The sequence below is a fragment of the Lactobacillus sp. ESL0228 genome, from assembly GCF_003692825.1.
In the GTDB taxonomy this organism is placed as follows: Bacteria; Bacillota; Bacilli; order Lactobacillales; family Lactobacillaceae; genus Lactobacillus.
On sequence record NZ_REHJ01000008.1, the window covers coordinates 495139 to 508184 of the forward strand.

10 protein-coding genes and 1 pseudogene are annotated in these 13046 nt (G+C 35.7%); 5 read left to right on the forward strand and 6 right to left on the reverse strand.

The window, feature by feature from the left end:
* Positions 1–110: 110 nt before the first annotated feature.
* The gene (locus F5ESL0228_RS05920; RefSeq protein WP_122023171.1) at positions 111–1010 is read left to right on the forward strand and encodes a peptidylprolyl isomerase PrsA; all 900 of its coding nucleotides are present in this window, start codon (positions 111–113) and stop codon (positions 1008–1010) included.
* 267 nt (positions 1011–1277) lie between these two features.
* Here F5ESL0228_RS05920 and F5ESL0228_RS05925 read toward each other — a convergent pair whose 3' ends face one another.
* From F5ESL0228_RS05925 to F5ESL0228_RS05945, 5 genes are read right to left on the reverse strand one after another with little or no spacing between them, the layout of a single operon-like run.
* On the reverse strand, positions 1278–2255 hold the full coding sequence (locus tag F5ESL0228_RS05925; protein ID WP_122023172.1) for a 3'-5' exoribonuclease YhaM family protein: 978 nt from the start codon (positions 2253–2255) through the stop codon (positions 1278–1280).
* Positions 2248–4749: an AAA family ATPase gene (locus F5ESL0228_RS05930; RefSeq protein WP_122023173.1), complete on the reverse strand. Its 2502-nt coding sequence runs from the start codon at positions 4747–4749 to the stop codon at positions 2248–2250. The genes F5ESL0228_RS05925 and F5ESL0228_RS05930 overlap by 8 nt, the downstream gene beginning before the upstream one ends.
* 2 nt (positions 4750–4751) lie before the next feature.
* Positions 4752–5948, reverse strand: coding sequence for a DNA repair exonuclease (locus tag F5ESL0228_RS05935; RefSeq protein ID WP_122023174.1), 1197 nt, complete (start codon positions 5946–5948; stop codon positions 4752–4754).
* Positions 5949–5956: 8 nt separating this feature from the next.
* The gene (locus tag F5ESL0228_RS05940; RefSeq protein ID WP_122018554.1) at positions 5957–6307 is read right to left on the reverse strand and encodes a YlbF family regulator; all 351 of its coding nucleotides are present in this window, start codon (positions 6305–6307) and stop codon (positions 5957–5959) included.
* A 16-nt stretch (positions 6308–6323) separates the two neighbouring features.
* Entirely contained in the window at positions 6324–8381 is a 2058-nt protein-coding gene (locus tag F5ESL0228_RS05945) for a PBP1A family penicillin-binding protein (protein WP_122023175.1), read from the reverse strand.
* An 86-nt stretch (positions 8382–8467) separates the two neighbouring features.
* On the opposite strand from F5ESL0228_RS05945, the gene F5ESL0228_RS05950 reads away from it, so the two are divergent.
* Entirely contained in the window at positions 8468–9331 is an 864-nt protein-coding gene (locus F5ESL0228_RS05950) for an RluA family pseudouridine synthase (RefSeq protein ID WP_122023176.1), read from the forward strand.
* 57 nt (positions 9332–9388) lie between these two features.
* On the opposite strand, the gene F5ESL0228_RS05955 is transcribed toward F5ESL0228_RS05950, so the two are convergent.
* Complete coding sequence (locus F5ESL0228_RS05955; RefSeq protein WP_122023177.1) at positions 9389–9817, reverse strand: MerR family transcriptional regulator; 429 nt, start codon at positions 9815–9817, stop codon at positions 9389–9391.
* 91 nt (positions 9818–9908) lie between these two features.
* Between F5ESL0228_RS05955 and F5ESL0228_RS05960 the strand changes: the two genes are divergently transcribed.
* The 3 genes and pseudogenes from F5ESL0228_RS05960 (at position 9909) to F5ESL0228_RS05970 (ending at position 12892) form a co-directional block, all read left to right on the forward strand.
* Entirely contained in the window at positions 9909–10514 is a 606-nt protein-coding gene (locus tag F5ESL0228_RS05960; protein ID WP_122023178.1) for an NAD(P)H-binding protein, read from the forward strand.
* Between the two features lie 20 nt (positions 10515–10534).
* Positions 10535–11327, forward strand: a pseudogene (locus F5ESL0228_RS05965) (SDR family oxidoreductase).
* A 197-nt stretch (positions 11328–11524) separates the two neighbouring features.
* A complete protein-coding gene (locus F5ESL0228_RS05970) occupies positions 11525–12892 on the forward strand; it encodes a serine hydrolase (RefSeq protein ID WP_122023179.1) in 1368 nt (455 codons plus the stop codon).
* Positions 12893–13046 lie beyond the last annotated feature (154 nt).

The following is a 13046-nucleotide window of genomic DNA, read 5'->3' on the forward strand; positions in this document are numbered from 1 at the left end:
AGAAAGAATGATTTTTCCGTAAAAATCAACAAATTAAAAACGTTTTTACTCAGTTTATGTTATATTAGTTCTCGGTGACTTAATTAAATAAGGATGTGGAGATTTATTTTATGAACAAATATATTAAAAGATTAGCTGCAGTAGTTGCTGTAGCTGGAATTGCATTATCAACTGCTGCTTGTTCTAATGGGGGCAAGACTGTTGCCTCATACAAGGGCGGTAAAATCACCCAACAAGATTATTACGAAGAATTGAAAAAATCACAAGCAGGTAAAACTACCCTGGCAAATATGATCATCAATCGCGCATTGGAACAACAATATGGTAGTAAAGTTTCTAGTAGTCAAGTTGATAAGCAATTTAATAACTATAAAAAGCAATATGGTTCTCAATTCGACGCTGTATTGCAACAAAACGGAATGACTGCTTCCAGTTTCAAGCAGAGTTTAAAGACTAACTTATTGACTGAAGCAGCTTTGAAAGATGTTAAAAAAATTTCCAAGAGTCAAGAAGATAAAGTTTGGAAAACATATGAACCTAAGGTAACTGTTCAACATATTTTAGTTTCGAAAAAATCAAAAGCTGAACAAGTTATTAGCGAGTTGAAAGATGGCAAGAGTTTTAAGAGTTTAGTGAAGAAATATTCACTTGATACCGCTACAAAACCAAATGATGGAAAATTACCAGCATTTGATTCAACAGATTCAACTTTAGATCCCGCATTCAAGGCAGCTGCATTTAAGTTAAAGACTGGTCAAACAACTAAGACCCCCGTTAAATCACAATCTGGATATCACATAATTAGAATGATTGATCATCCAGATAAGGGTTCATTTGCTTCACACAAGAAAGATATTGATGATCAAATTTATCGTTCAATGTCACAGAATCAAGAAGTAATGCGGAGTGTTATTTCAACTGTTTTGAAGAAATCCGATCCCCAAATTAAGGATAAAGACTTACAAGATGCCCTTTCATCATACATTAGTACTCCTGAAAATAAGAAATAATCATCTTGAGCTTTAATCAGTAATTTATAAAAAAGGGCTAACTCCAGATTATAATGGAATTAGCCCTTTTTGGTATCTTCTAAAAAATCATAATTGAAGAACAACAAAAATTAAGCACTTTTCTTTGTCTAATTATTGCCTACTTTTACCGGCTTAAAATATTTAGTCATTTAAAAATGCTCTTAATACTTAGTTGTTATTCTAACTATTTGAGCATTCATAAAGAGCCTGCAGTGATAATATAAATTTCCACCCTAAACAATATTTTTATTCTAATTTATGAGATTTTGTTAATGCTTCATCTACTTGAGGTCGATAAAATTTACGTCCACCTTGACTCATTATACTATCAGTAAAACTACCTGGACGAGTGTGTTGTAGAGCATTTGTTATTGCATAAATCGCTGCGTCTAAGTCATCAATTCTGTGTAATAATTCTGCTTCAAGTAAAGCTGGCAGCTTCGGCGAGCCATACTCGTATTTGCCATGATGTGCTAAAACCATGTGCCGTAACAGTAATAAGTCTTCGGACTCTGAATCAATTCCTAGTTCATGCGCTGCAATCATAATTTGCTCATCAATCAGTACCAAATGGCCAATTAAATTTCCTTCTGTCGTATATTGTGTAGCGGCGGGGCCAGTGAGCTCTAGTACCTTTCCCATATCATGTAGAATACAGCCTGCATATAGCAGCGAGCGGTTCACTTGCGGATAGTTATCAGCAAGTGCCTTGGCATCGCGTAACATTGATAAAGTATGATATGCTAGGCCTCCACGAACAGCATGATGATTACTTTTACCTGCTGGGTAGTCAAAAAAGCGCTGATTCCATTTTTTTAACAAAAAGCGCACTATTCGGTTACATACCGGATTCAAAATTTCGAAAACGTATTGATTAATTTCTTCTTTCATTGTTGAAATCTTTTCAGGAGCAGACTTAATAAATTGTTTAAGATCATACCCTTCTTCAGGTCCTACAACACGTAGACTATAAATTTTAATCTGAGGCTGACTTTGATATTCTTCTCGTTTACCATCAAGTTCAACAATCGTTCCAGCGCTGTACATTGTCGCATCTTGATTATTGGCATCCCAGTAGTTACCATGAATTTCCCCTGAGGAATCTCCAAAAGTTAAAGCCAAATATAATTTACCCTTTTTAGTATGCCGTAACTGTGCATTTTTAATTAAAACAACTAACTCTAATTCTTCACCATCATTATAATCTAGCAAACGTCTATACATTTTGGGTTCCTTTCGTTAGCAGTATTGGATGCTGCAATTTACCAACTATTTTATCTTGAGCCGTAAAAATTAATATTTGATTACTCATAGCAATTTGTTTTAGTAGATCCTTTATTAACTCTGTTCTTTGATCATCAAAATTTACAAATGAATCATCAATTAAAATTGGTAAATTAATTTGATCCCCTATCTGCTGAACAAAAGCCAGTTTAAGAGCAAAGTAAAGCTGTTCAGAAGTCCCACGTGATAAATATTGGACTTTTATCTTCTTACCGTCATAGCGACTAACAGTTAATTTATTACCAACTTCAATATTATTATACCGATTATTTGTTAGTAGTCGCAAATAGTCTTTGGCGACTACCAGCATCTTCGGAAAACGCTCATTAGATGCCAAATCCAATGCACGTCCCACCCATTCACAAGCAAGAACATTCGCCAAGTATTTAGCTGATAAATTTCTAAAATCTGTTTGCAAATCAGCTAATTCCTGTTTAGCAGCAAAGACAGCAGTTGAATTGGCTAAGTTGGCCATTTTTACCTTGATTTCTGCAATTGCACTTTGCGTGGTCTGAAGTTTTTCTTGGCATTTCTTTATCTCATAAAGTAATTGGTTATTTTGATCTGTTACAGTTTGTGACTCCAATAAAAATGACTTTAATTGAGGCAAGTCTTTTGCTAAATTTTTCTGTAAGATACTAATCTGAGTCTGTAATTCAGTCTGTTTCTGCTTTTGAGCCTGTAAATCCGCATATTCAGCCATACTATGTACCTGAAATTCTGCCATAGCAGTTTGCAGGCTCAAGTTTGCTTTCTTTAAGGCTGTAGAATTTTCTGCAAGATTATTCTTCAAGTTAGTGGCTGCTTCTTGCTGATAGCGACTTTGACTGTATTTATTATCTAGTTCATCCATCGCTCTAACCACAATGGTGAAATCAGGTTGAACTCGTTGATGCAGAACCGCACTTATTTCAATAGCTAGTTGCTTTAACTGATCTGCCAATTGTTGTTCTTTTTGGAGATTAACTTTATTTTGGTGCTCAAGTGTTTGAAATTGTCGCCAATCATTAATTAATCTAGTAATATCAAGTCGATCTGGTTTTAAACCATATTTAGCTGTAAAAGCAGTGCGCTGCTTTTCTGCCAAAAGTTTTCTTTTCTGTGCACGTTTTTGTATCTGAGTTTGTTTTTGCTGACTTTTTATTCCTAACAAAAAAAAGACAATTCCACTCATTACCAGTAAACAACCACCAATTTTAGAAATACTCAAAATTAGAACTATACCAATAAGTGCTAGAACAACTCCTAACACTAGCAGGCTTTGTCCTTGCTTATCTTCTTGAACCACTACATCGGTATTAAGAGACAATAATTTTTGATATTCTTCTTGAAGTTGAGCAACTGCTGTCTGATCCAATTTAGCGATTTGAGACAATTCAGGATCTAATGCTAATAATTGCTGACGTTCATTAGCAAGCTGCTGGTTTTTTTGACCACAATTATGATCTTCAGCCTGCCACTGCAGCAAAGCAGGTTTTTTTTGCAATAATTTGCTAACATCAGCCATATTTTCTTGATTCTGATTGAGTTGTGCTAAGCGTTCTTGTAAATTTCGCTGATGATCTTCTAAACTCTGCAGCTTTAAGGAAAGTGTTTGTGCTTCTTGATATTTTTCTTCATCAAACTCGACAGGTTTTAGCTGTTTTTCTAACGAAGTCAGTTCTTGATAGCTAGGAATCAAATTTTGCAAATGTTGTAATTTATTCTGTTTTTTTTGAAGCTGTAAAAGTTCATTCTCATACTCTTTTTGTTGCTGTTGTAAGTTTTTAAAGTCTGAATTCAATTCTTGATAAGTTGTAAACTCACTTTCAGCATCATCAACCTTACTTTTTTGAGATTGTAATCGTTTGATTAACTGATTAAGAGGTGGTTTAGAGCCTCCTTTTTTAAATAATTCACTAGCCTTCTTGGCAAAAAAATCGCGTAAATCAATTAACTTGTCACTATCAGCTGCACCAAGATAATAAATTCGCTCCAGCAAATCTGTCTGCTGAATGGAACTTACTTTAGCTAACATATCTTGATTAAAAATAAAACTATCTGCAAAAAAAGAACCATCAATATTTTTGATTTGGTCAAAAAATGTACTTTCTGGTACTGCCTGATCATTGAGCTTAACAGTTAATGTTCCTGCTTTAGAGCCCTTACCACTCGCAAATAAGCGCTCTAGTTCATAAATATCACCCTGTGCATTTTCAAAAAACAAAGATCCCCCCATAGGACTAACACGAGCTAACGGTTGATAATCTTCGAAAAAGTCGCTCTTATGTTTAGCCAAATGAAAGCCAAACATTATTTGCTTTATAAAGGCAACAATTGTACTTTTCCCTGCCTCATTGGATCCAAAAAAAACATTAATATCAGAATTGGGTAGATCGATTGTTATATCTGAAAATTGGCCAAAATTAACGATTGCGATTTTAACTAATTTCATTGTTAATTACCTTTCAACTTGCTGTTTAACTCTACTTCAGCCAATTGCCTTACTTCATTTAAGAATTGCGAATTTTGGGCAAGTTCTGTTGCAAAAGAATCTTTTTGTGCCCAATCTTTACATAGACGCAGAATTTGATCTTCAGTAAATACTTCTTCCTGCGCTTTCTTAAAATATGCTTGATCATTTTCTGCAATCTTTAGTCGACTGCTTACCGCGAAACGGACATCGACAAGTTGTGAATCGAAATCGAGTTTGTGCGATATCATTTGCCAAAATTCACTATCTTCAACTAACTCACGCTCTTGATCATTTAAAAATTCTGCTCCTGTAATTTTAAGACTATAATACGTAGTTTCTTTAGGAGTAAGGTTCAACAAAATTTTACTCTGTAAATCTATTTGTGAAATAGGTTCAGTTATTTTAATTGCAGCTTGTTGCCATGTGATTGGTCCAGTTTGAATAAAACGAATTTGCGTTTGAAATGTTTGTTCATTGATTTCACCTAAATAACAACCCTTAGCCCCCATTTCGTTGATATGTCTTCCTTGAATATTACCCGAATATACAATCAGAGGAGCTTGAGAAAGGACTTGTCGTAAATGAATATGCCCCAAAGCCATATAATTGTAATTGAGCTCCTTTAACTCGCTTAAATTAAATGGCGCATAAACATTTTGTCCTCCGCTACCTGATTTTTCCTGTGCATGCATTATACCAAAGGTGTAATTGGAACTTTTTACAGGAAAATCGGTAACCAAATCATTTGTAATATGATTATTTAAATAAGAAAAGCCCGTTACATCATAGTCAAACCCCCCCTTAGTACGCCTGGTAATAGTTTCAATTTGTTCCCTGTCACCAAGTAATTTAAAGTAGGGACTATCAGAAACCAGCAAGTCTTTTTTTTCCATATGGTCATGATTACCAAAAATCATAACTACTTGAATTTTTGCCTCAATTAAACGCTCAATTTCATGCGCAAAAAACAGCTGACTGCTAGGATTAGGACGTGGACTGTCAAAGGTATCACCCGCTATTAAAACCAGATCAACTTGTTCTTTCACTGCCAAATCAACAATTTTAGTAAGTGAATCGTTGGGAGCTCGATGAATTTTGGTAAAGCTATTAGATGGTAAAAAAGATAGTCCTAAAAATGGACTATCTAAATGTGCATCCGCAAAATGGATAAATTTCATTGCTATCTCTAATTTCTAAGACCATCATACAAATCACTAATTGGCTTAGTAATTGCTTTTTGAATGTCATCAATCAACTTATACAGAACCTGTTCTGTTTGCAAAAGTTTAATAATTTGAGGATCTTTTTGAACGTCTTCATTCAATTTTTGATAATTGTCCTGCAATTCTTTAGATAGGTCTTTTCCTTGACTCTGCAGATTGATAATTTTTGTTTGCATTTTATCCATTTCTTGGAACAATTTTAAGCTCTTTTCATTGCTCTTGACTTCTGCAATTGCTTTTTCTAGAGCCTTATATTCATCAATTTGTCGTAAATCAGCTGCTACTTGATTAGCTGAATCATAAATATTTACCATTTAATATCCTCCTAATTTACCGGCCTAAAAGACCTTTGACGTCATTATACCATTCATTAAGACGTTCACTAGCAGAACCTAACCCTTTTTCAATTTTATTACTCCAATCATTTGTCCAATCAAACCCAGTACCATTATTCTTAATAATTTGACTTGGTGCCTGTTCATTAAACTGATTTTGAGCCGTGTAAGGAAGAATCCCCTCCATCTCAGCTTTATATAGCCTAGTAATTTCTGTTTCGGACACGCCATGCATATAATGAGTCCGATTGGTACGGTCAAACCCTACCCATGTAGCAACAACTACGTCAGGAGTATAGCCAACTATCCATTGGTCTTTGGTTCCAAAACCATATGAATTAGGTACTTCAGTTGAACCTGTTTTACCGGCAACTCGGTAGCCTGCTGGTTGGGCCGAAGCACCAGTTCCACTAGCAAATACTCCTAAGAGCATTGTTGTCATTTCTTTAGCTGTATTCTCCGAAATTATTCGATGCCTTCCTGTATCATGATTTTCTGCAATTACTTTGCCACTAGCATCTGTGATTTTGGTAATGAAATATGAACTATCAGGTAGATTACCCTTATTGGCAAAAGCAGAATATGCCCGTGCCATCTGCAAAGGCGAAACTCCTGTAGATAGACCTCCTAATGCCAATGCTAAATTTTGATCTTCCTTAGCAACTTTTAAACCAAAATTATTTGCAGATTGAACCCCCTTAGAGACTCCAATCCTATCTAGCAACCAAACAGCTGGTATATTTTTACTCTGCGCTAATGCCACATACATTGGAATCCTATCAGAATAGCCATTATCTACATTGTGCGGCTCATAACCATTTCGACCAAAACGCTGTAACTTATTTGACAGTTGTGAATCATAATGATATCCCTGCTGCAAAGCTGGTGCATAACTGACCAAAGGTTTAATTGATGAACCGGGCTGACGTTTCATCTGGGTTGCACGGTTATAACCGCGAAAGACATGATCATCCCGACCACCAATCACAGCTCTAACTGCTCCTGTTGACGGATCCATTACAACACTAGCTCCCTGAGTCTTAGTTCCATCAGGTGCATTTTGAGGAAACAGCCAATCTTGAGCAAATTTTTGCTGAAGTTGATCCTGATAGTTTTGATTTAAAGTAGTGTAAATTTTCAAGCCCTTATTCATTACGTCTTCTTCTTTTAAGCCATAACGACTAATTGCTTCATCAATCACTGCATCAAAGAAATACGGGTAGCGATAACCATCTTTATTGTGGTACGTATCTTTTAAAGTTAAACCCTGCTTTTGCTCAATTTTAGCTTGCTGAATTGTTAGCTTATGATTTTGTGTCATTAAATCTAACACTAGATTTCGACGGGCAAGTGCATACGACATATGATCGATTGGATTATATCTACTAGGATTACGTAATATCCCCGCTAACGTGGCGGCCTCACCAGGAGTTAACTCACTAGCATTTTTACCAAAATACTTTTGACTGGCATCTTGAACTCCCCAGACACCATTGCCAAAATATGCCTTATTTAGATACATTGTTAAGATGTCTTTTTTAGAATAAACATGTGTAATTTCCACTGCAAAAAAAAGTTCCTCAATCTTACGGGAAAATGTCTGTTTTTGTGTTAACAATGCATTTTTTGCAAGCTGCTGAGTGATTGTTGATCCACCACCAGCAATTTGACCACGATGAAGCACTAAACTAAGAGCTGCTCGCCCCATTCCTTTAATGCTAAAGCCTGAATTATTCCAAAATGTTCTGTCCTCAGTGGAAATAACAGCATTCCTAACATTAGGTGAAATTTTATTATATTCAACAAAAGTACCTTTTTGTGAGTATAGCGAACCAGCCTTTTGACCTTTATAATCATAAATTGCGGTCGTCGTTGACAAAGACGCCTTTAAATTAGATATATTTGAAGTTTTAACTTTAACTGTATAATAAGTACAAACCACAAGTATTATGCTAAGCAAAATCAAAATAAGCCAGCGGCCAATACAAAAACGGTGATCAAATCGGTGCCATATGGAACCAGCTCCGCTTCTTCTTGGTTCATTGTTTTCCATTGCATCTGCTCCTTTAGCAAACAATTAGAATTGTATCATATTAGGAATTCATTATTCATATTTTCAAAAAGGTTTAATAAATATTTATGAGCTATTATTTTACACTTACCTATCCACAAAATCTTGCACCATGCTCTATTGGTGACTTACTACGTAAACTACTAATACCACGTAAATGGCGTCATTATTTACGTATCGAACAAAACATTCTAATTAATAAGCGCTACCGCCCATTTAATCAGCTTATTTATCCCGGTGAGATAATCGAGATTACATTGAACCATGTTGATTCTGCTCAAGGTAATTATGCAGCAAGCGGTATTTTGCCCGATATTATTTACGAAGACAAGGATTTGCTAGTTATTAATAAGCCAGCTGGACAAAAAACACATCCCAACTTAACTGAAACTGATACAGCACTAAATGATTGCGCAACATATTTGAGGCATACTCCTTTTATTGTACACCGTTTAGATATGCTGACTAGTGGGCTATTATTGATTGCTAAAAATGCTGCAGTTGTTCCGATCTTAAACCGGCAATTAACAACTAAAACTTTTCACCGTGAGTACCTTGCCGTGGTAAACAATAGTGCTAATTTAAAAGATGTTGGAACTATTGATCTTCCTATCGGACGCGACCCGCATGACCCAAGAAAGCGAATGGTGTGCTCTGACGGTCTTCAATCTATAACTCATTATCAAGTTATAAGCCGTACACAAACAACTGCACTAATTAAACTCAGTCTGGCAACTGGTCGTACCCATCAGATTCGCGTTCACTTAGCTGCCCTAAATTCTCCAATCATTGGCGATCCACTTTATAATTGCAAATTTAGTGAAGGTGAATTTTTACATTTAACTGCTTATCAAATGTCTTTTTATAAGCCATTTTCTTTTGAACAAGTATCAATTAAACTACCTGAAGAAAAAATCAGACTATTAAACTAAATCACAATTAAAACAGGAACTTACATTTTCCAATGATTAAGTAGCTGATTTTTTGCATTAAAGTTCTTCAACCCGATTTTGCTCCATGTTTTGCAAATTTGTAGGTTCATATGAATCTGGCTCATCATTAGCTAAAATTTCAGCATAATGACTGACTTTGCGGTTAATTGTTCTCAAATGCTGCTTGAGCTCCGTAATTTCACGTAAAGTTTTTCGTTGCTGTTTCAGCATAATCTGGTAGCGCTCTGGTACAGTTTGCTTACCCTGCTGGACTAAAGTTAAATAATGCTGAATTTCTTTCAACGGCATCCCCGTCTCACGTAAACATACAATAATCTGCAACCATTCCAGATCAATATCATTGAATATTCGATTATTATTGGCATCTCGCTTAACATAAGGTAGCATTCCATTATCATCGTAATAGCGTACTGCATATGGCGTTAATCCCACCTTGTGCGCAGCTTCATGTACCGAATAGGACATTTTTACTACTTCCTTTTCAAAAAATTATTGCCTTCGAGTTACTGTAAAGTTCTAAAATAATTTTAAACTAAAAAAGAAAGGAGTTCAAAACATGCGTATTTTAATCATTGGTGCTAGCGGGTCTATTGGTCAGGTTACACGAAAGTATTTTATTCAACATTCGTCCGACTATCTAACACTGATGGCGCGTCATACGACTAGCTTGCAAAAGGATTTCAATCCTAATCGTGAGCAAATTTTTTCGGGTGATGCTTTAGATCAACAACAACTACAAGCAGCCTTAGAAAAGCAAGAAGTAGTTTTTGCAGCAGTTAGTGGTCAAATTCCTCAAATTGCACAAGCCTTAGTAGAACAAATGCCACGGGCTCATGTCCAAAGATTAATCTTCATTACATCAATGGGAATTTATAATGAAATTCCACCTACAGTAGAAATTAGTGGAAATTTAAAAGATAACCCTGCCCTTAAGCCTTATCGGCAAGCTGCAGATATAATTGAAGCATCAAAGTTAAATTATACAATCATTCGTCCAGGTTGGTTTGATAATGCTGCTGACACAGATTACCAACTAACACAAAAAGGAGAATTATTTGGTGGTCATGATGTATCGCGCATAAGTATTGCCAACTTAGTATTTCGCTTAGCCCATGACCCACAATTAGGAAGCCGCGCTAGCCTTGGCATTAATCGCGTCTAAGAAATATAAAGGAGTTATAAATGAAAAAACAAGTTATGCTAGTTATTGGTGCTGGTCAAATTAGTTTAGCCATTGCTCGTAGAATAGGTGCTGATTACCAGATTGTTGTCGGTGATAAAAATTTTTCAAGAAGCAGGTTTTAAAGCAGAACCAATTGAAATGGACTTATCATCACGTCAATCAATCATTAAAACAATTGAGTTTGCTCAGACTTTCGGTGAAATTGGTGCTTTGATTAACGGCGCTGGTTTATCACCTAGTCAAGCTAAGACAGAAGACATTCTAGAAGTTGACCTTTACGCTACAGCAGTCTTATTAGAAGAAGTCGGCAATGTAATTGCGGACGGTGGCGTGGATGTGACAATTTCTAGTCAATCTGGTCACCGACTTCCAGCTTTAACACCTGAAGAAGACAAGCAACTGGCACTTACACCCACCGAAGAGTTATTAAAATTACCACTGCTGCAACCAGAAAACATTCCAGACACTTTGCATGCTTATCAGCTTGCCAAACGTTGCAATGAAAAACGAGTAATGGCTGAGGCAATTAACTGGTCTAAGCGTGGAGCTCGTCTTAATGCAATTGCTCCAGGCATTATTGTTACACCTTTGGCACTAGATGAATTTAATGGTATTCGGGGAGACTTTTATAAAAAAATGTTTGCTCAGTCACCAGCAGGTCGACCGGGAACTGCCGATGAAGTAGCTAATATAGCTCAATTATTGATGAGTGCTCATGGGGCATTTATTACCGGATCAACCTTTTTAATAGATGGTGGCGCAACTGCTAATTATTTCTATGGTCAAAATTAAGTCTTTAGAAGCAATGTTATATACGACATTGCTTTTTTGTAATTCAAGATTAATTTAGCCAAATTAGGAAAAGGTTAAATTTATTGATAATGTATTAGCTAACTAACAGAAATTATTTAATTTTAAATGAAGTTAGAGTAAAATATAAATCTAAATTACCAATCAACTATCTACTATATGAAAAAGAAGGTATAGCTATGGAGACTAATAAAATTAATGATTTAGCACAAAAAATGATGTCCCAATTCGATTTACCTAGTCTTGGAATTGGTATTTATCATAAAAACGAGCATTTTAGTCATGTATATGGTGCTGCCCAGCAGGACAGTTTATATCCGTTAGCTTCCATCTCAAAAACATTTTTAGCGACTGCTATTTGTCAGTTAGCGGATCAAGGTGTGCTGAATTTAGATGATCCACTTAAAAAATATTGGCCTAAGTTTAAATTAGTTGACCAATATGTACAAGATCATCTAACTTTCAGAGATGCACTCAGTCATCAAAGCGGCCTACCAGCACATGATTTGATGCGCTTCACTAATATGAATAAACATGATTTGTCCCTAAAAGAAAAGGTAGAACATGTCGGCTATTTAGAGCCTAATCATGAATTACGTTACCAAATGCAGTACAGCAACCTTATTTATGCTGTTGCAACTTACGTAATGGAGCAAGTAATTGGGCAAGATTATGGTACATATGAACGTGAACATTTACTTAAACCCCTACACTTGAATAACACTTTTATCAACCATCATGAAACTACTCAAAACCGAATTGTTAAACCTTATATACACGATAATAATGTAACACAGGAAGTACCCTTTATTGCACCCGGCAAGGTAGGTGGAGCTAGTAGCATGCTGGCTACAATTTCTGATTTGCTAACATGGGCAGAATTTCAGTTAAAGACCCAAAAATCAACTAAAGAAGAGGTAACTGCCCAACGCTATCTTCCGCAATCAATTATGCAACCTAGTCGAGCATATGGTGAGGCTAATTTTGCAGCCTATGGTCTAGGGATGATGATGGAAGATTATCGCGGGCATAAGTATTTTTATCATAGTGGCTCATATATCGGCTACTGTTCATTTTTAGGCTTTGTACCAGACTTAGATTTAGCATTTGTCTTCACTACCAACATGGATTCAACAGATGCAATTTTCGCTCTTAGTTACCAAGTAATTGATGAAACACTGGGAATAAAGACAACCGATTGGGCACAAAAGGTTAGTCAAATAATGACAACAAAAATTGCGGCTAAAGAGCAACACATAGCACAACTTATGGGAACGAATCCCCAATTTGTCCACACTGATTCCGCCCTGCTTGGTGATTATGAAAATCCAGGTTATGGCCTGATTAGCTTAGGTGATCATGGTGGTCACCTAAAAGTTACTATCGGTAAGTGGAACTATCCCGTCATAATCAATGAACAAAATGAAATGTTTGTTGAAGAAAGGTTATACCAACATGAACTCTTACCTATTAGTTTAGAAAATAATCAGATTGCGTTACTAACAGAGCCTGCTCTCAAGCGGCCAACAATTTTCAAAAAGAAATAGTTAAAATATTATTAAAAGCAAGATTCTATAGTCAGACAACTTACGAATCTTGTTTTTTTATTAATAGTGACATTCGTTTCAAAAATATTTAAGCAATATTAATAACTCAATTTTCTATTAATGTTTTTAAATAAAAGAACGACAAAAAACATTT

Excerpts from the sequence above, each read along its gene's own strand:
- F5ESL0228_RS05920 (WP_122023171.1), top strand. The coding sequence starts at position 111 with ATGAACAAATATATTAAAAGATTAGCTGCAGTAGTTGCTGTAGCTGGA.
- F5ESL0228_RS05925 (WP_122023172.1), bottom strand. The coding sequence starts at position 2,255 with ATGTATAGACGTTTGCTAGATTATAATGATGGTGAAGAATTAGAGTTA.
- F5ESL0228_RS05930 (WP_122023173.1), bottom strand. The coding sequence starts at position 4,749 with ATGAAATTAGTTAAAATCGCAATCGTTAATTTTGGCCAATTTTCAGAT.
- F5ESL0228_RS05935 (WP_122023174.1), bottom strand. The coding sequence starts at position 5,948 with ATGAAATTTATCCATTTTGCGGATGCACATTTAGATAGTCCATTTTTA.
- F5ESL0228_RS05940 (WP_122018554.1), bottom strand. The coding sequence starts at position 6,307 with ATGGTAAATATTTATGATTCAGCTAATCAAGTAGCAGCTGATTTACGA.
- F5ESL0228_RS05945 (WP_122023175.1), bottom strand. The coding sequence starts at position 8,381 with ATGGAAAACAATGAACCAAGAAGAAGCGGAGCTGGTTCCATATGGCAC.
- F5ESL0228_RS05950 (WP_122023176.1), top strand. The coding sequence starts at position 8,468 with ATGAGCTATTATTTTACACTTACCTATCCACAAAATCTTGCACCATGC.
- F5ESL0228_RS05955 (WP_122023177.1), bottom strand. The coding sequence starts at position 9,817 with ATGTCCTATTCGGTACATGAAGCTGCGCACAAGGTGGGATTAACGCCA.
- F5ESL0228_RS05960 (WP_122023178.1), top strand. The coding sequence starts at position 9,909 with ATGCGTATTTTAATCATTGGTGCTAGCGGGTCTATTGGTCAGGTTACA.
- F5ESL0228_RS05970 (WP_122023179.1), top strand. The coding sequence starts at position 11,525 with ATGGAGACTAATAAAATTAATGATTTAGCACAAAAAATGATGTCCCAA.